The sequence below is a fragment of the Peterkaempfera podocarpi genome (genome assembly GCF_042466665.1).
GTDB classification, from domain to species: Bacteria; Actinomycetota; Actinomycetes; order Streptomycetales; family Streptomycetaceae; genus Peterkaempfera; species Peterkaempfera podocarpi.
Map to the genome: position 1 here is coordinate 8,673,080 of NZ_CP162102.1, position 18,867 is coordinate 8,691,946.

Genomic DNA, 18,867 nt, shown 5'->3' on the forward strand with positions numbered 1-18,867 from the left:
GTGGAGCTGGTCTGTGCCGTGCAGGGCATTCAGGATGTGCGGCCAGGCGACGGCCCCCAGAGCTGCATCCTCCGCGTCGGTCCCCCCGTAGCGGAGATGTGTCGACGGCGCGGCTGGTCCCTCACCCGGGAGGCGGGGACGGCGGCCGGCAGCAAGCTGTTCGACCAGCACGGTGGGAAGCCCAGTGACCACCCGGCGGTCTCCCCGTGTCTGTGCGGCGGGCAGAGAGGGCCAGGCCCGGTCGTCTCCGCCGGCTGCCAGGACGAGCTCGGCCGCAGTGTTCTCCACGGGGATCAACGGATGCAGCTGCCATGAGCTTTGCCGGGGCCTCTGGCCAGGAATCAGGCCCGCCGCATCCGGTAGACGCAGGTCCGGTAGGGCATCTCGACGCTGTCGCGGCCGGTCAGGGCCGGGTCGGTGGCGGCCAACTCGCCGATCTCCCGGTCCAAGCGGGCCTGCTCGGCGGCGTCGGCGGTCAGGTAGGAGGAGCGGGACCGCACCAGGTCGATCAGCCGGTCCGTCGGGACGGTCACGGTGTGCTCGACCAAGCCACGTTCGGGTTCGGTGAACCATGGCGTCACTGGCCCGTACTGCCAGGCACTTTGGAGGCCGTATCCCTCGTCGCCGACGATGCCGGAAAGCGAGGCCACCCACGGGGTCCGATTGTCACGGATGTTCCACATCGCAGCGAAGACGCCGTCCTTGCGCAGCACCCGGTGAATCTGGGGCAGAGCGTCCTGCGGAGTGAACCAGTGGTATGCCTGCCCGACCACGACGGCGTGGACGGACTCATCCGGCAACGGGATGTCCTCGGCGCTGCCGGCGAGCACCTGCGTGCCCGGGTGGCGTTCGGCGGCCACGGCGCGCATATGCTCGTCGGGCTCGACCGCGATCACCTCGTGGCCGACGGCGCGCAATACACCGGTCAGTAGCCCGGTGCCCGCCCCCAGGTCCAGTACGCGCACCGGCTTGGCGCCGACGGCCCAGGCGACCGCCCGCACCGGGTAGGTGGGCCGGATCGAGTCGTACAGGCGGGCAGCAGAACCAAAGGACAGCGCAGAGGTGGACATACTTGGGAGCGTACCCAGACCCGGGCCAGCGGTGCCGACGTGGCGGCAGACCGAGCACGCGCCGATGTCTGCGGGCCGCGTGCCCCGTCACCCGAGCGGTTGGCGTTGGGGCACCAGCACAACCTGCACCCACCTGGAACGACCCCTCACCCCGACTTTGCCGAAGCCCCGGACACCAGGTGTCAAGTGACGAACCAGGAGGTCACCCATGCTGCACCCTTCCGTCAGCCTGCTGACGACGCTGCTGCAGCCGCCGGCCGAGCCCATGGGAGATCCGGCCGACTGGGCGCAGGTGAGTGGGTCTTGGGGGACGGGCTCCCCAGTGACTACCGGGACTTCCTGGCCGTGTACGGGGCCGGGACGATCGATGACTACATTGGCATCGGGACGGCTCTCGACCGCTCCTTCGGCCACAACGAAAAGATGCTCGCCGCACTCACCGGCGTTGCACGTTCCCTGGCGCAGGAGGAAGGGGACTGCCCCTACCCGGTGTGGCCGGACAAGGGAGGGCTGATCTGCTGGGGTACCACGATCGACTGCGCCGTCCTCTTCTGGGACACCGCCGGGTCCGACCCTGACCGGTGGCCCGTGGTGGTCTGCAACCGGCAGAGGAACTTCACACGCCTGGACGGCGGCATGGTCGAGTTCCTCATCCGCATGCTCGGACCCTCAGGAGAGCGCCCGCTGGTGAGCCCCAGGCTCTTCGGCGCACCGAACTCCCGGTTTCTCAGCATGGCGGAGGAGAGGCGACTTATCGCGGAGGGAACCGATCCTTGGGAGTACCTGGAAGCACTCTTCGAAGGCAATGAAGCCGACGATGACGACGCGTAAGTCGGCCCTCCGCCGGGTTGAGAGCTCGTCACACGATCTCCTGGGCGTCGACTCCAGTGTGACCCCATCTTATCGTTCTCCATACTCGCAAGTGCCGTCGAGGATATCGATGTACTATGCGACAAGCCAGGGCGGTGGAATAGGTAGCAGCTATCGGAGCCGGATTATGAAGGACGGAAAATGGGAGCTTTTGGGCTGACATCCTGCCCTGGTGCCCTGGCAGTGAGTTGGAGCGGTCGATGATCCGGACCAGGGCGCCACAGGTCGATATCGAAGAATTGGTTCCCGGCATGGCGTCCTGGTCCAAGGTTTGCGTCCGGCTCCACCCCATCCCTGCCGAGAGTGTAGGTCCGCAGGGAAACCACGTGGGTGGTCCGCTCGCGTGGCCGTCCCACGATTGCTGGCCGACCTGTGCTGAGCACGACCAAGAGCTTGTCCCTGTGCTGCAGCTGAGGCGTGACGACTTTCCAGAGGTCACGTTCCCGGTGAACTGCAACCTACTTCAGGTTTTGTGGTGTCCGCGGCTCCATGACATCCAGTACTCGACCGGCTTCGATTACGCCGGCCCATGGGTCCGTCTGGTCTGGCGAGATGGCGGCGAAGAGGCTGCCGGCACCTTTGCCGGACCGTCCAGAGCGGGAGCCGAGGTTGAAGACACCTACCTTCCCCGCCCGTGTTCCATCAGTCCCGAGCGAGTGATTGAATACTCCGACATGGAAGCGCTTCCACCTGCGCTTATTGACGAACTGGAGAAGCTCTTCCCGAAAGAAGGCGCGGAGTATCAGTACGGCCTTTCGGTAGCCCGCGGATGGAAGGTCGGGGGATGGCCTAGCTGGCATTCGACGGATCTACAGGAACTACGGTGCGAAGAATGTTCAGCCCGCGTCAGGCTGCTTCTCAAGTTCGACAGTGCAGAATGGGACGGTGGCAGCGACAGGTGGCGCCCACTGGTGTCGGGTGATGACGGTGCCGAAAGTGAGGCTCCGGATGAGTGGGAGGAGCCAACCGGAGTGCTCCTCGGCCACTGGGGGGAGATGCGCGTGTTCGTCTGCGAGACTGATGTGTTCCACGCGCCGGTGCTGAACATTCAGTGAGACGACGACTGCGGACGTGGCAGGGCTTCGGCGTAGTTGGACGGTTCATGACGGCCTATCGAGCGCATGGCGCCAGGGAACGGGAGCAGGCACGGCCTTCCAAGATCATGGAGTTTTCGACGCCCCGTGATCGGGCTGGAAGGCCGTGTCGGCCGACGCATCATCGCCGAACCCGCGAGCCCTTGACGAGCTTCGCGGGCGCCGGCAGGCCGTGATCGGGGAGGTGTCGGGCCTGCTGGAGCGGCTGGCGGAGGTGCCGAACCCGTGTGATCCGCGCGGGGTACGCCATGCTCAGATGGTCGTGTTGGCCCTGGCCGCCTGCGTGGTGCTGGCCGCGGCAAGCTGGCCTTCTATAAGAACCTCAACGACTCCGTCCCGGCAACCTTCACCAACGTCGCTTTCTACGATGCGAGCAAGAACCCGGGATCGGTGCCAGGCGACAGGTTCTACACAGACTTGGTTCACGCCTTCGGCACCTGGATGAAGCAGTAACCCGCCTCAGGTACACATACGAGCCGCCGGGCTTGCTCGGCCGGGGCTCACAGCCCGTCACACTTTGAGGTATGGGAGCCGGACTGACCACACGCTGACCCTCGTGGTGCTGCGTATGGCTTTGCTCCCCGTGCCTGCGGGGACGGTCCCAGAATCTGGACGCAGGATCAGCAGACGTGGAGCTGCCGCCGCGCCCGCTGGTGAGAATCTCGAATTTCGGCCGCTGATGCTCTTCGTCTCACTTTGTCCGGCTCTGAAGAGTGCGGGGGCGGGGAGCGAACAGCGTGCGGGCAGCAGGAGTGATCACTGTCTCCACTTGATCGCATGCCTGTAGGGTTCCGGATCATGGTTGACGATTGGCGGGCGGACAGAATCGGCAACGCCCTGCGGGGCACGAATCCGACGGTCCTGAGGAGGCTGAATGCCGGTTTCGCGGTAATCGGCGATGTTCAGTTCCTGCCGGGATACTCGGTCCTCCTGGCAGATCAGCTCGAAGTGCAGCGACTGTCTGAGCTGCCGCGGACCAAGCGCCGAGCCTTCCTGGATGACATGGACCGGTTGGGGGAGGCAGTGGAGCGCGCCTGTCGCGCGCTCGACCCCGAGTTCAGACGGGTGAACCTGGAGATTCTCGGCAATACCGACGGCTTCCTGCATGCCCACGTATGGCCGCGCTTCGAGTGGGAGCATCCCGACCTTGTAGGCCACCCGGTGTGGCTCTACCCGTCCGGCAACTGGCACGACCCCGACTGCGCGCTCGGCCCGGAGCACGACGAATTGCGGGAGGCGATCGGCCGGCAGCTCGACTTGCTGACCGCGCGGGACGCAGGCGGAGGGAGTGGGGTCTGACGCGTGCGAGGGCCCGCCGACCATCAGGTCCGGCGGGCCCTGCTTGTCGGTGACGGTCAGCGACGGAGGGCCGCCGCGCCGTTGTCGGTGGCATCGGATACGGTGCAGCGCGTTGTGCCGGATGGAGATCGTGAGGGACTCGTGGCCGTAGGTGGTGGGTAGGAAGGTCCCCGGCATCCAGCTCGGGACTGGAATTGGCATCCGTGTCCCCACCCCTCACCTTCGTTCACCTGTCTGGTGTTCGCTCAACCGGCCAAGTGAAGGGCTCCCTGGGCATTGGGACGACCCGCAACCGGCGTGGTGGGACTGGGTCAGGAGACGTCGGTTTCGACGGCGGTGGTGTTGTCGACGCCGGGCACGGAGAAGAAGCACTTCTACCGCTCCTACACGACCGCGGAGGTCGACCACCTCATGAGCGCCCGCACGATCACCCCGACCCAGCCCACCCGGGCCCGGCACATGAACCTGTACCGCCGCTACTTCGACCTGGTGGCATCGGGTCGCAAGACGATCGAGGTCCGGGTGCAGTACGCGAACCTGCGCAACATCGGTGCCGGCCAGTACATTCGCTTCGCATGTGGCAAGGACGAGTGCCTCACACGGGTCAACCGCGTCGCCCGCTATGGATCGTTCGAGGAGATGCTCGATACCGAGGGCCCGGCCAACGTCAACCCGGACTCGCCTCGCGAGGAGCAGCTTGCCAACATCCGTCGCATCTACGGCCCGGAGAAGGAAGCGCTTGGTGTCCTCGCCATCGAGATCGAACGGGTGTAATCCCGGCTCGCTTTCCAGGGCCCCGGTCGTGCGGGGCCGGCGGCGTGTCCGGGTGGCTGCTCCGGGTGCGGGCGAGCGGGGTTGAGGAGAGCAGGCAATCAGTTGCGGTCCGTCGGGTTACGGGTCTGTCCCAGGCGGGCTGTGGCTGTGAACAGTGCGCAGCGATGGCGGGAGCCGCCGTCCGGGCTGGTCGGCGGCACGGTGGGCCCGGTGATGGTGCGCGTTGTGCCTGGCTGTGCGTGTCACAGGAATGTCCCGGGAGGTGATCGTGCAGAACGGTGCACGGGCCGGTCCCGTCTTGGTGGTCGACATTCGCTCGTACGACCCGTACGAGCGGCCGCCACCGCCCCACCGATGCTGAGGAAGAAACGATGCGTGCTCACAAGCTCACTTTCGCCGCTCTGGCTGTTGCCGCCGGTCTCTCGCTCACCGCCTGCCAGAACGGCACTGACGGCGTGGGACAGAGCGACCCGTCGTCCGCGCCCACCGCGTCGTCCTCGGACGGCGGATCGTCCGTACCCACCGCGTCGTCCTCGGACGGCGGATCGTCCGTACCCACCGCGTCGTCCTCGGACGGTAATTCGGGTTCGGGCAGCGCGGATCAGGGCGGCGCGAAGGCTCCCGCCGGAACGAGCTCCGGCGGGACGATTGCAGCTGCCGGGGCCGGCTCCACCAAGAACAGCGCGGTCGGCCGGTGCCGTACCGACGAGCTGGAGATCACGGCGCACGACAACACCATCGACGGCGACCCCAACCGGACCGTTGTGGTGGAGCTGAAGAACCGTGGCGGTCGGGACTGCGTGATTGCGGGGTACGCGGGCGTCGACCTGAAGACCAACGCGGGATCATTGTCCGCGGAGCGCACTGGCCAGGAGACCACCTCAAGCATCCTCAAGAACGGAAAGTCGACCTACTTCCCCATCGAATACCCGTTCAACACCTCGGGCGGCTCCGGCGTCCGCGTCACGGGGCTGGTGGTTACCCCGCCGAACGAGACCAAGTCGGTCACGCTCAACTGGCCAGGCGCCGCCACGCTGCCCGTCACGTACGGCTCCGGCTCCCCGGTGAGGGTCGGCCCGGTCGGAAGCGCCGGCCAGGGCGAGTGACCAGCATGCCCTGACCAGCCGGAGGCGTGGCCACTCAAGACAGCGACCAGATCGGTCCCGGGGCCACCGTGGCCGCGACCGGACGCAAGGACTGAGTTCCACCCCCCGGGAGGTCGCGGGTTGCGTCCCCTCCTACTGACACAGCACGCACGAAATGGCGGCCTGCCGGTGTACGGATCTCATGACGCTCACCGCAGGCTCGGCACCGCTGCACCGCTGCACCGCTGCACCGCTGCACCGCTGCACCGCTGCACCGCTGCACCGCCGCGCCTTCGCGCCTTCGCGCCTTCGCTTCTACGCGTCGTTGCTGCCCTGACCGGCCACGGTGTGGACGTGGTGTGCCAGTGCGTTCATGAGGGTCGCTGCGGTGTGCTCTTCGTGGACTGCCGCCTCGTGCTGATGGAGAGCTGTGGCCAGGTCAGGGTCCCAGGGCGCTTCGGTGACCCGTCCGACCGGCGGGTTGTCCCCGTGGCTCGGCAGGGCGCCCTGGTAGTCGGTGGTGGACATGCGCCACGGCTCGGCGCCGGTGGCCGCGATGACGTGAGCGGCGATGCGGATTCCTTCGCCGTCGAAGTCGCCGTGGTAGCGCAGGGGCGCGCCGGCCGCGGCGAGTTGCCGGAGCAGCAGGGTGACGGCGCTGTTCGGCCAGCCGGAGGTGCACACCAGCGGCGGGCATTGGGCGCCGAACCGGCGGAGGGCGAGCGCGATGATGCTCGGGTTCTCGAAGACGTGGACTGTGCGGTTACGCCAGCCGAGTTCTCCCGGGTTGCGCAGCTGGGCCAGGGTGAGGTGGGTGGCGTGACCGGCGGTGCTGTAGGCCCTGAGGCAGGCAGCGACGGGCCCGTCGCCGCCCGGACGTAGTCCGGCAGTGAGGACGGTGCTTGAGAGGGCGTCGTCGGCGATGCCTGCCTGCGCCCACAAGGCGCGCCGTTGGGCGGCTGAGGCCGGGGGAGTGGTGTCGTGCAGGGCAGCGAGTGCGCGCAGGACCAGACCGGACAGGCGGGTGTTGTCGTCGAGGGCGTGGGCGGAGCCGAGGATGTTGGCGGCGAAGTCGGGCAGCGGCTGCCCGTCGGCGGGGAGTGCGGCCAGTACGGTGAGGGCTTGGGTGAGGACGGTCCGGGTGGTGGCGGCGGAGCCGCCGATCAGGCCGTTTGCTTTGACCGTGGCGGTCCAGTCGGCGAGTGCGGGCTGCGCGGTGACCATGGGGTGGGTCATGAGCCACTGCCACAGGGCGGACCTGTCGGCGTTGGCCTGTTCGCGGGTCGCTGTCCGGTTGCCGAGCGGTCCGCGGATCGTCTGGACGACGGTCCGCACGTCAGTGTCCAGGCTTTCGCGTAGGGCCCGGTCGAGACGGTCGAGGTTGAGGGTGGTCCGGGTTCCGGGGAGCCGGTCCAGGCCGAGGAGGTCGGCGAGCGCCTCGCGGGTGTCCTCCCCGAGGCCGTCCAGCGTGATGGTGGCGACGGGCCGGCCGGAGGACAGCCGATCATGGACCGCCCGCCACAGCGGCGCGAGCGCGGGCCGGTCCAGCGTGTGCCGTGCGGTCATGCCGTCTCCTTGTCCGGCTGCAGGCCGGCGCCGTTCCACACCCAGCGGACCGTGGTGACCGCGTCGTCGTCCTCGTCCGTGCTGATCTGGTGGATCGCGATGCCGTCCAGCTCCTGGTAAGTGCACCACTCGTGGTCACTGGTGAGGACCGCGTCCAGGTCGAGGGAGCACAGCAGCGCGAAGACCTGCCCGCGGTTCGCCGCGTCCACGCCGACGAACACCTCGTCCAGCAGAATCAGCCGCGGAGCTTCCGGTACCGCCTGGTAGTACGCGGCAAGTGTCGCGAACAGCGGCAGGTGCAGGGCGATCGCCTTCTCGCCTCCGGACAGCGCGCCATGGAGCCGCCTGGTCAGCAACTGCCAACCCTGCCCATCCGCCCGGTCAAGCCGCACCACGAACTGATGCCACGTGGTGTAGTCGAGAACCTCGGCGAGGTGCTCTTCCCAGCTGCCGGCCTGCTGCTTCTCCCGCGCTTCCTCCACCCGCGCCCGGAAGAACTGGTGCAGCGCTTCGTGGTCGGCATCCGTGAGCCGTACCGGATCCTTCAGCAGCAGGTCACGTGCGGCCCTCGTTCCCGCGGCCAGCTCCTCCTGAACCCGCCACACCAGCTGCACGGCGACACCGGACGCCGTCCGTACATGCTGCAAGCGGCTGTTCATCACATCGACGATGTCCCTCGCCTGACGGATGCGCAACGCCAGGTGCCGACGGGTGTCGCCGGTCAGGATCCGATCGAACAGATCCCGCTCGGACGCGGTGATGTCCTCACGGCTGCGGTCGCGTTCCTCGATGAGCAGCGCCTGGAGGGCCGCTGCGCCGAGGGTCGTCCCATCGATGGTCGCGGACAGGACGTGCAGGTCGTCATCCGGTTCGAGGCTGACGTCGGCCCGCCCTCCGAGAACCTGCAGGGTGTGGTGCCACGTATTGGACAGCTCCGAGTAGGCCTCGACGATGTGCCTCGGCTCATGCGCAAGCCCAGGCCATCGGGCCGCGACGCTCCTGGCCGCATCCAAAGACGCGGTGACACCGGCCTCCGCGGTGATGACCAGGTCGCCTGCGCCCGCCTCCGCGAAGAACCCGAGCACACCGCAGCGCTGGAACCGCTCTACGGCCTTCTCACGCCTGGCGAGAGTCTCCTCACGGGCCTCGGCGGCGGCAGCGAGCTGGGTCGTCAGCGTGGCCAGCCTCCCGACGAGATCGAGGAGGGAGCTCTCCAGCCTCTTGCGCCGGGCGGCGTTCGCCTCCCGCTGGGCGCGGATGTCCTCCAGACGCCGCAGAACGTCCTGGTACGAGGCGTCAGCAGTCTCCTCGATCTCCTCCAACTTCGCCGCCAGGGTCCGCAGGTGGCCTTCCGCGGCGCGTGCGTCCTCGGTGCGTGCCTCCGCGGTGGTGCAGGCGCGGTCGGCGCGGCGACGGGCATCCCCGGCCGCCCGGACCGCGTCAGCCACCCGGCCGGTAGCCCTGATCCAGGTGCCGGCCACGTGCGAGAGGTTTTCCAGTGATCCGGCGAGCTTCTGCAACGGCGCATCCATGGTCGGCAGCGCATGCTGCGCCGCCACCGTGTCGAGTGTGCGCAGCGCGCTGGTCACCTTGCGTTCCTGGTCGATGAGCGCATCGGCGCGCTTGTGGACGGCGCGGTCGCAGGCCGTCGCATCCGACTCGGCGCGGACCAGCGCATCATGGGCGGTCGCGACCGGCTCGTGCGGGGGCCGGGTGCGGCGGTCGGCCTGGAGGGCACGCCGACGCTCCTCGATGCGCTGCTGCTCCGCTGCGCACGCGCGCAGTTGCTCCCCCAGGGCCGCGATCTGCTCCGTGAGGTCGGCGATGTGACGGAGCCGGGCGCGTTCACGTGCTGCAGCGCCGATGTGCGCGGCCGCCGGCTTGGACCAGGTGCCGGTCGCGGCCGCCAGACGCCACCGGCCGTCGGCGCCGATCGCGGCGCCACCGGTTGTGGGGAGCGTGGCGCCGTACGCGATGCGGGACAGCAGCCGCTCGACGCGGCCCGGCGGGACGGCCGTGTCCGACTCGGGCTCCAGAACATCCAGCAGGGTCCGCCCAGCCGGGGCAGTGTCACCCGGCCAGTGGGGGACAGCGAACGTGTCCAGCTCGGCGGTGGGCTCATCCCCGGGCGCCACCCAGGCGTCCAAGAGCCCGGACGCTTCCAGCGCGGCCTCCACTGCGGCCTGCTCGCCGGCAGGCACATGGTCGCGGAACGCGACGATTCTCCACAGCGGGGCACCGGGCCGCGCCGTCCGGTTGGCACCCCGGGTGCGCGGCGGCACCGGCGGGACCTCAGCGGACGCCTCCCACGTCGCCTTCTCGGCGGCAAGCGACGCACGCTGCCCAACCAGCGTCTGGTGGCGGTGCTCCGCGTCGGCCCAGGCCCCGGCCAGGTCCCGCTCGGCGACCTGAGCCGCGCCGTCCACGACAGCCAGCACCTCGGTCTCGTGGGCAGCCGCCTCCGCCAGCTCCTCCACAGCCTCCGGCGTGAACCGCAACTCGGTGCACCGCCCGGCCCACATCCGCAGCTGCCGGGACTGCTCCTCGACCACGTGCCGGTAGCCGTCGGTGCGCTGGAGGAGGACCTCGGCCGCCTCGGCGTGCTGCGCGCGGGCCTCCTCCAGCGCCCCCTCTGCTGCGGCGCGGCCCTGCACTGCCTCGCGGTGCAGGGCGAGCGCACCGCGGACCTGGGCGATCTGGCTGCGGCGCGAGGCGACCGCCCCACTGATCAGCTGCCCGGCCCGGTCCTCATCGCCGGCCTCAAGAGCCGCCGCCGCCTCCGCGCACGCCGCGGTCAGCCTTACCAGGCGTGCCGCACGCCACGCGTCGTCCTCCCGGTCCTTCGCCAGGCCCTGCCGCTCCTGCACACAGGCTTCGGCCTCGACGGCGCGTTCGGTCTCCTCGGCCGCGTCCTCCCCAGCTGCGGCCGCTACCAGGCCCGCCTTGTCGGAGCTGAGGCGGGCCTCCCGGACCTGCTGGCGCAGCCGGTCGAGTTCCTTGCCCTGCCGGTACTCCTCGGAGTCGGTCAGCGCCTCAGCACGGGACTGGAGCTCGCCTGCGAGCAACTCCGTCTGCTCGAGCGCCTCCTCGACAGCGGCCCGCTCCTCGGCGGCCCGCTGATGCTGCTCCTCAGCTTCCCGCGCCCTGCGGGTGACGTTGTCGATATCCGTCGTCGCGGAGATGACCGCCGCAGCGCGGGCCCGCAGCACCCGACGGGCATACGACTGCTGCCTGGACGCAAGGGCCTTCGCGGCCTCGACCTGCGCGTCCGCGTGCTCGAGGCTTTCGCGTTGCCGGTCCAGGCGCTCGAACCCGTCGGCGAGCTCCGCGATCTCTCCCGATCCAGCGGCGGCAACGCGCGAGACAGCAGCGTGGAGAGCACCTCCGGGTCCAGGTGCTCAGACAGCTTCGGGCGGCGCAGCTGCAGCAGCGCAGTGATCAACGCCTCGTACCGCGGCTCGGACATCCCCGGGAACAACGTCTGCCGCAACGCAGCCCGGTAGTCGGCAGCCGCCGCATACACCTCCCCTCTGCCGGACAGCTCCTCCGCCAACGCGGCCCGCGTCAACGGCTGGCCCGCTTCCCCGACCAGCCGAACACCGCCCTCCCCGCCGATGCGGGCCCGGACGGTGAAGAAGTCAGCGCCGACCGTCGTCGTCCGCGTCGTCGCCTGCAGACGCGCCCCGATGGAGAACCACTCATCGCCGCAGCAAAACTCCAGCCACACATACCCGACCCGGGTCACCCCCGACGCGCCCTGACCCATCAGGTTCCAGTGCATCGTCCGCTCCGCGCCGCCGAACGTCGACAGGCGACGCGGCCGCAGGCTCGCGTCGAACAGGAACGGCAGCAGCAGCTCCAGAGCCTTCGACTTCCCCGACCCGTTCGCCCCCCGCAACAGCAGCCGCCCGCGATGGAACGTGAACACCTCGTCGTAGTAGCGCCACACGTTCAACACCCCGGCCCGGTGAGGTACCCACCGACCCGGCCCGGCATCCGCAGGCACCTCGATGCCTCGTGCCGCGGAGAGCTCCGTCACCGTCATACTCAGCTCCTTGCCTTCCCCACCCCGGCGGCCTCAGCGGACGTCACGCGGTACCGCGCCGCAGCCGGACGAGCGACCGCCCGTCCGCCGTCATAGCGCGCCAGCCCGAACGACACCAGGACCCGCATCGCGTCCTCCACCAGCCGGGCCGCTCCTTCCTCCGACTGGTACGCCTTCGCCCAGTCGGGAAACCGCTCCAGCAACCCCTCAGCCGCCGCGATCAGACCCTCGGGCTCCGCGCCGACACCACCCGCGGCCATCACCGTCTCCAGCAGCAGTAGCGCTGCGACCTTCGCATGACTGGAGTCGTCCGGGAACCGTTCGTCGGTAGCGACCCCGGCCGGATCCACCAGCAGCCACCCCTCCGCCCGCTCCTCCAACTCAAATCCCGCGAGCTCGGCCGCCTCACGCATGATCTTCCGCCCCGTGATCGAGGTGACATAGCCCAGCTGCGCCTCGGTGAGCTCGTCCCGGTACACCACCGGGTCGTCGAACAGACGCCGCATCACCGAGTGCCGCAGCCACAGCCCGCGCTGCGTCTCGGAGGCCTCCTCCAGCCCCGTGCCGCCGTAACGCCGCTCCACGGCCACGGCACCCACCAGCTCATCGAACACAGCCGGCCGGTCCCCGAGCTCCGCGGCCACACGGGACGGGCTCACCGGAGCCGCCAACAGGCGCAGCAGCACGCCCGACTGCACGCGGTACAGCACCTTCGCCGACGCCGACTCAGCGAAGGAGTCCGTCGATCCGTCCAGCACGCACAGTGCCCCGTACGACTCCAGAAGCCTCAGCACATCGACGAAGGCCATGCGCTCCGCACGCGCAGCCGTGTCGAACCCCCCGAGCGCAGGGTCCGCAAGCATCGCGTGGACGACCCGGTCAGCGAGGATCCCCACGGTGGTCACCGGCACGGACAGCAGCTCCGCACACGTGACGCAGAACAGCACGTAGCGGCGTCGGTCCAACGGCGCTTTACCCGACCGCAGGCGGCGGGCCGGCCGATCTCCGGGCGCATCCGACCGGACCTTCGACAAGCGCGCATACCCCTGCCGGGGCTCCACGACCAGTGGCCAGCCCAGCACACGATCGAACCACTGGGTCAGTGGCCCCCGGCGGCGACGCACCAGATCGAACGCCGCCGGATCAGCCTGATCCGTCAGAAGCGGAAACCTCAGCAGGACACGGACCGCCTGCCCGATCTCCTCGCGCTCCTCAACGGCCAGCTGACTCTTCAGCTTGCTCAACCTGCCGCCTCCTCACGCACAACTGCCCCTGCCCCTGCCGCGCCGGCCGACCGGATCTCCACCACACAGTCCGGACCCCTCAGCTCACCACGCCCGGTCCGCAATACCGCCACCGCGCTCCCCGCAGGAAGCCGCAACAGCACCTCCACCCGGCCATCAGAGGTCACCGCGCGCCGCAGCCCACCGGAATCCGGCCGAGCGGCCAACGCACGCCCCAGCAACTCCAGCAGCCGCTCAAACACGCGGTGATCAAGGATCCCGAAATCCGACGGACGCACCGGTCCCTTCGTCTCCAGCAGCTCCAAGGCCGCCTCCAGCTCTGCGCGCTCCGCCCGCGCCCGCGCCGCACGTGCCCGCCTCACTGTCGCCACGTCCCGCACCCGCGCCGTACGGCCAACCTTCTCCGTCCGTCCTCTGGAACGCAGCAGCGCCGACACCTCAACCGGCGGCGCATCCACCCAACTCGACGACGGCGACACCACATCCGGATCCGGATGCGCCAGGTGTGCGTGCCGCGCGGGCCCCACCCCGAACGCCGTCGCCCACAACCGGTGCACGTCCTCCTCACCCGGCGCCAGGGCGAACCACCGAGCCAACTCACGGAAGTCCTCCGCGGCACTGGAGGACCGGCGCCGCGACTCCGTGATCCTGTCCAGCACCTGCAGCAGCGCCACGATCGCCCGCCGCGCCACATCATGCAGCTGCTCGACACGGGGCTGGGCACCATCCAGCGGGAGGAACCAGGCCCGCAGCCCTTCCCAGCGGGCCCGCCGCGCCTGAAGCCATGCCGGGGCAGGGTCTCCACTGGCGAGCGGCGGCAGGTCCGCACCCCCAAGCGCCCGCTGCTGCAACACATCCACCCCAAGGGCCTCGACGCGGGCCGTGGCCAAAGCGATCGCATGCGCCCGCTGCTCCAGCCGGCTGAGGAACTCCTCCAAGTACGCGACCGTCGACGCCTTGACATCGCGGAACACCGCGAGCTCCGACCCATCGGACCCGTCCGCATGCAGCAGCCGCTGCAGCTCACCGTTGAACTGCTTCGTGTTGCTGCGCAGTGCCTCCAGATGCCCCTCGAGCTCTTGGAGTGTGATGAAGATCTTCCGGTCGGACGAGCCGGGCCTGTCGAGGAGGCCGGTCAGGACGTCCAACCGGTCGGCGATCGCATCCAGCACCGCGGTCTGCAGCGCGCCGACGGACGCCAGCGCGGCAAGGGCGTGCTGGACCCCGGCGAGTGCCGCCTCCCCGTACCTGGTCAGGGAGTACTGCAGGTTCCGCCGCTCGTACTCCTCCGCAGTCCGGTAGTTCCCCGCGTGATTCTGCACAGCATCCAGAAGCCGCCACTTGCGCAGGGCACCCAGAGCCTGCACCAGGTCGTCGTCGGTCAGCACATCGAACCAGCCCACCCCACGAAGCCGCTCCCGCACCTCATCCAGGGCCAGAGCGGTCACCAGCCGCTCATTCGCCTCGCCGAACGCATGCAGGATCGCGCTGTAGAGCGGACCGCCGTCTCCGGTCGTGAACCGGAACATGTCGGGCGGAACCCGGAGCAGCCGCTCCAACGCGCCCGCGTCACCGACATCAGCCACCCTGACCTCCCCAATCCGATGCCAGCGTAAGGGGAGACACTGACACGGGCGGTCGACTCCCACGACGATCAGCCGGGAGCCGGGAGCCGGGAGCCGGGAGCCGGGAGCCGGGGGCCGGGGGCCGGGGGCCGGGGGCCGGGAGCCAGGGGCCCGTGCCGTGGCCGCAGGCCACCTGCTGCTCCACGTCCTGTACGAGGTCATCGGTCTCGCTGCTTCGCCGTGTGGCCGCCACCGCTTCGGTACGACGCCGAGAGACGCTCCGCCTCCTGCGCGCCGGCCACGCGTTCGGCGTCCTCGGCCTCCTGCAGCTGCGCCCGCGCCTGGGCAACGGCGTGCCGGTGGGCCACCGCCTCGGACCCTTCGCGGCGATCGACTGCGCGGCCCTCCCTCGACCCCTCTCCCAGGGCTGGGCGCGGGGGTGCGGGCCCGGAGGGGAGCGCGGTCGGGCAGGCAGAGATGCGGTGAGGCAGCCCGCCGCCAGCTGCTGCGCGGCACCCGGGTCGGCGAGGGCCACCTCGAGGGTGTCGATGACCTCGCCCTGGGGCCGGGCGTTGAGCAAGGCCCGCACGGGGCGCACGCAGGGCCTCGGCGCGATCGTCGCGGCCCTGGAGGCTGACCGCACAGCGGTGGCGATCGTGACAGCAACCAGATTGGAGGAGGCGATCCTGATGTCCACCGGCCGGATCACCCACCTCGAAGCGGCCCCCGACACCGTGATGACCTTCTCCGGAGCTCCGCTGCGCGCGTCCCGGGCGGCTACGGAGAGCGATGCCACTGGGTGCCGAACTTGCCGGACCGGGTCCGCCGAGAGATGTGATCCCTGTTCCACCAACCCGGTGGCGCTCTGCGCTTGACTTGGAGCGCTCTAAGTTCTGAATACTCGAGTCATGAACGAGGCACGAGCGATCCGAGGACGGCGTACTGGGGAGTCCACGACGGATGCGGTCCTGAGTGTTCAGGAGGTCTCCCGGATCACCGGGCTGAGCGGCTGGACGCTGCGGTACTACGAGAAGATCGGCCTGATCGACCCGGTCGCCCGGGACGCCTCCAGCGGCCATCGCGCCTACACGCGCGCCGACCTGGCCCGCATCGAATCGCTGGCGCACCTGCGGGCCGCGGGGCTGGCGATCGAGGAGATGCGTGCGCTGATGGCGGCGCGAGGGCACGCGCCCGAGACCGTCGCCATGAAGATCGGGATGCTCGCCGCCCACGGCGAGGCGTTGGAGGAGGAGATGCAGCGCCTGGTCGTCCGCAAGCACTACATCGACAACCGTGTCGGCTACTGGCGTGCCGTTGAGGCGGGTGACGACGCCGAGGCCGAACGGCTGGAGGCCCAAGGTCAGCTCATCGCCGAGCAGTTGAGCTGACCTGCAGCGCCCGGTACCTGGTCCGGCCGCTGCGAACTCCCCACCGGCAGGCCCTCGACCGCCCTGCCCGATTCCCGACCACCCGCTTCCGCGCGCCCCGCCGCCGGAAGCCGTTCAAGGAGCTGTCATGCTCGCAACAACATCGCGCCGGGTCGGACACCCGACCGGCCCGTGGACGGTGTTCGCCCTGGTGGCGACCGCGCAGTTCATGGTGGTGCTGGACACCGCGATCATCAACGTGGCCCTGCCGGTCATCAAGCGCGACCTGGACTTCGGCGACGGCACCATCCAGTGGGTCGTCACCGCCTACGTCCTCGTCTTCGGCGGATTCCTGCTGTTGGGCGGGCGACTCGCCGACCTGCTCGGCCGCCGCCGCACTCTGCTCATGGGGATGGCGGCCTTCACCCTGGTCTCGCTCCTGATCGGCGTGAACTCCTCAGTACCGCTGCTCATCGTGCTGCGCGGACTGCAAGGCCTGGCTGCCGCCGTGATGTCCCCCGCCGCCTTGTCCACGGTCCTGACCCTTTTCCCCGAGGGGCACCAGCGCTCCCGTGCGCTGGGTTACTGGTCCATGGTCGCCACCGGCGGAGCAGCCGTCGGCCTCCTCCTGGGCGGCGTACTCACCCAGTACGCCGGCTGGCGCTGGAACTTCTTCATCAACGTCCCCATCGGGGTGATCGTCCTCGCGCTCGTGCCCCGCCTCGTCCCCGACCAGCGCCCCGCAAGCCGAGACCGAAAGGGCCTCCCGGATGCTCCCGGTGCGGTGCTGGCCACCGCCGGGCTGATGGCCGGCGTCTTTGCCTTCAGCCAGGCGCCCGAGTGGGGCTGGGCTCACCCGCTCACCCTCATCTGCTTCGCGGCCTGCGTGGTCCTGCTCGCCGCCTTCGTCCTCAACGAGCGCTGTGCCGCCGATCCACTGGTGGACCTCAGGATCTTCACGATCCGCAACGTCTCAGGCGCCAACGGCATGATGGCAGCGGTCTTCGCCGGCAACCTGGCCATGTTCTTCCTGCTCACCCTCTACCTGCAGGACGTCGAGCACTACAGCGCCATCCGCACAGGGCTGGCATTTCTCCCCTTCCCTGTCATCCTGGGCCTGGTCTCCACCCGGATGGCGGGCCTGGTCCGCCGCTTCGGCTTCCGCCGCTTCCTGATCACGGGGCCTGTCGTCGTCATCATCGGCATGCTGTGGGTCAGCTTCCTTCCCATCCACGGCAGTTACACCGTTCACGTGCTGCCGGGACTGCTCGTTATGCCGCTGGGCTACGGCATGAGCTTCGCCCCGATGTACGCCGCCGCCACCGCCGGCACCCCTCAGCGCTTCGCCGGCGTCACCTCTGGCCTGATCGCCACCTCCCAGCAGGCGGGCGGCGCACTCGGCCTGGCCGTCATCTCCGGCACCGCGGGCACCGTGACCGCCTCGCTCACCCACGACGCCCTGCCACAGGCCCTGACCTCCGGCTACAACGTGGCCATGGCCGTCGCGGCCGGCATCACCGCAATCGCCGGGCTGCTCGCGGCCCTCGTGATCCGCTCGCCTCGCCGCGCGGACACACTCGCTGCATCATCCGTCCCCGGGCCCAGCCCCCAACCCGCATCCACCGGCACCGCAAGGACGTCCCGGAAATTGCCGGGGTGAGCCTCCCTCGGCGTGCCCCGTCTCCATCACACCGGGCCTTGGGGGCCCGCACGGTGGCGGCAGGCTACTCCGGGTGTGTCGCCCTTCCGAGTGGAGACACGGCACGATCGCACTTAGGCTGCTCGTGGGCCTTGTGGGCCCGCAAGGCGCCGCCCGGGGCGAGGCCGAGGTTGAGGCAGCACAGGATGGCTGTCGTGTCGAAACTGGCTCCTCGCCAGGCGAGCGTGGCGCGGACAACGACTCTCACCGGGACAGTGCGAGACCATCGCTTTTCGGTGCTGTCAGCCGACCCGACTCCCCGGATGTCCACGGCCGCCGGGAAGGCATCCGTCACCACGGACACAGGTGTCTCCCATACCTGGCGACCGCAACATAAATATGGGGATGGAATCGCTTATGGGAACCTTCACCACCTCCGACGGCACGACGATCTTCTACAAGGACTGGGGCAGCGGCCGCCCCGTCGTGTTCAGCCACGGCTGGCCGCTGAACTCGGACGCGTGGGATGACCAGTTGCACCTCGTGGCCAACAACGGCTTCCGAGCAATCGCCCACGACCGCCGCGGCGGCGGACGCTCCTCGCAGACCTGGGACGGCAACGACATCGACACCTACGCCGACGATCTCGGGCAGCTCCTGGAACACCTGGACCTGCGGGACGTTGTCCTCGTGGGCCATTCCACCGGCGGTGGTGAAGTCACCCGCTGCGCTGCAGGCCGCGGCAAGTCCCGCGTGTCCAAGCTGCTCCTGCTCAGCGCGATCCCGCCGTTGATGCTGAAGACGGACGCCAACCCCGAGGGACTCCCCCCAGAGGTGTTCGACGAGATCCGCCAGGGCCTCATCGCCGACCGCTCGCAGTTCTACGAGGACCTCAGCGCCCCGTTCTACGGTGCCAACCGCGACCGCGCCCAAGTCTCCCAGGGCATCCGCGACATGTTCTGGCTATGGAGCATGACCGTCAGCCTGCGGAGCGCATACGACTGCGTCAAGGCGTTCTCCGAGACCGACCTCACGGAAGACCTGAAGCGTATCGACATCCCCACTCTCATCATCCACGGCGACGACGACCAGATCGTGCCGATCGTGGCCGCTGGCAAGCAGTCTGTGAAACTCGTCAAGAACGCCGAACTCAAGGTCTACGAGGGCGCCCCGCACGGTCTCATGGCGGTAGCCCCCTACAAGGAGCAGTTCAACCAAGACCTTCTCGACTTTCTGAGGTCCTGACCGG

Annotated in this window: 13 protein-coding genes; 8 read left to right on the plus strand and 5 right to left on the minus strand. The window is 69.3% G+C overall.

The genetic code is table 11. The features are described from left to right. Positions 1-341: 341 nt before the first annotated feature. Complete coding sequence (locus AB0761_RS37810; protein WP_377273803.1) at positions 342-1,070, minus strand: class I SAM-dependent methyltransferase; 729 nt, start codon at positions 1,068-1,070, stop codon at positions 342-344. 186 nt (positions 1,071-1,256) lie between these two features. Between AB0761_RS37810 and AB0761_RS37815 the strand changes: the two genes are divergently transcribed. The 5 genes from AB0761_RS37815 to AB0761_RS37835 all read left to right on the plus strand — a co-directional run bounded on the left by AB0761_RS37815 (position 1,257) and on the right by AB0761_RS37835 (position 6,213). After that, positions 1,257-1,901: a hypothetical protein gene (locus tag AB0761_RS37815; protein WP_377273804.1), complete on the plus strand. Its 645-nt coding sequence runs from the start codon at positions 1,257-1,259 to the stop codon at positions 1,899-1,901. A gap of 440 nt (positions 1,902-2,341) precedes the next feature. After that, complete coding sequence (locus AB0761_RS37820; RefSeq protein WP_377273805.1) at positions 2,342-2,995, plus strand: hypothetical protein; 654 nt, start codon at positions 2,342-2,344, stop codon at positions 2,993-2,995. 837 nt (positions 2,996-3,832) lie between these two features. Then, positions 3,833-4,333: a diadenosine tetraphosphate hydrolase gene (locus tag AB0761_RS37825; RefSeq protein ID WP_377273806.1), complete on the plus strand. Its 501-nt coding sequence runs from the start codon at positions 3,833-3,835 to the stop codon at positions 4,331-4,333. Positions 4,334-4,633: 300 nt separating this feature from the next. Beyond that, positions 4,634-5,107 (plus strand): ASCH domain-containing protein, encoded by a 474-nt coding sequence (locus tag AB0761_RS37830; RefSeq protein WP_377273807.1) that lies wholly within the window; start codon positions 4,634-4,636, stop codon positions 5,105-5,107. A gap of 371 nt (positions 5,108-5,478) precedes the next feature. Then, complete coding sequence (locus tag AB0761_RS37835; RefSeq protein ID WP_377273808.1) at positions 5,479-6,213, plus strand: DUF4232 domain-containing protein; 735 nt, start codon at positions 5,479-5,481, stop codon at positions 6,211-6,213. A gap of 294 nt (positions 6,214-6,507) precedes the next feature. Here the strand turns inward: AB0761_RS37835 and AB0761_RS37840 are convergent, their stop codons facing one another. From AB0761_RS37840 to AB0761_RS37855, 4 genes are all read right to left on the minus strand, one after another. Next, positions 6,508-7,758, minus strand: a complete 1,251-nt coding sequence (locus AB0761_RS37840) for a TIGR02679 family protein (protein ID WP_377273809.1) — start codon at positions 7,756-7,758, stop codon at positions 6,508-6,510. Then, positions 7,755-11,090, minus strand: a complete 3,336-nt coding sequence (locus tag AB0761_RS37845; RefSeq protein ID WP_377274525.1) for a TIGR02680 family protein — start codon at positions 11,088-11,090, stop codon at positions 7,755-7,757. Before AB0761_RS37845 ends, AB0761_RS37840 begins: the two co-directional genes overlap by 4 nt. Positions 11,091-11,805: 715 nt before the next feature. Continuing rightward, positions 11,806-13,047, minus strand: coding sequence for a TIGR02678 family protein (locus AB0761_RS37850; protein ID WP_377273810.1), 1,242 nt, complete (start codon positions 13,045-13,047; stop codon positions 11,806-11,808). Beyond that, positions 13,044-14,576 (minus strand): TIGR02677 family protein, encoded by a 1,533-nt coding sequence (locus AB0761_RS37855; RefSeq protein WP_377274527.1) that lies wholly within the window; start codon positions 14,574-14,576, stop codon positions 13,044-13,046. Before AB0761_RS37855 ends, AB0761_RS37850 begins: the two co-directional genes overlap by 4 nt. A 944-nt stretch (positions 14,577-15,520) precedes the next feature. Between AB0761_RS37855 and AB0761_RS37860 the strand changes: the two genes are divergently transcribed. From AB0761_RS37860 to AB0761_RS37870, 3 genes are all read left to right on the plus strand, one after another. Continuing rightward, the gene (locus tag AB0761_RS37860; protein WP_377273811.1) at positions 15,521-16,000 is read left to right on the plus strand and encodes a MerR family transcriptional regulator; all 480 of its coding nucleotides are present in this window, start codon (positions 15,521-15,523) and stop codon (positions 15,998-16,000) included. A gap of 127 nt (positions 16,001-16,127) precedes the next feature. Continuing rightward, positions 16,128-17,639 (plus strand): MFS transporter, encoded by a 1,512-nt coding sequence (locus tag AB0761_RS37865; protein ID WP_377273812.1) that lies wholly within the window; start codon positions 16,128-16,130, stop codon positions 17,637-17,639. Positions 17,640-18,035: 396 nt separating this feature from the next. Further along, positions 18,036-18,863 carry an alpha/beta fold hydrolase gene (locus AB0761_RS37870; RefSeq protein WP_377273813.1) on the plus strand — a complete coding sequence of 276 codons (828 nt, stop codon included), beginning with the start codon at positions 18,036-18,038 and terminating at the stop codon, positions 18,861-18,863. Positions 18,864-18,867: the final 4 nt, after the last annotated feature.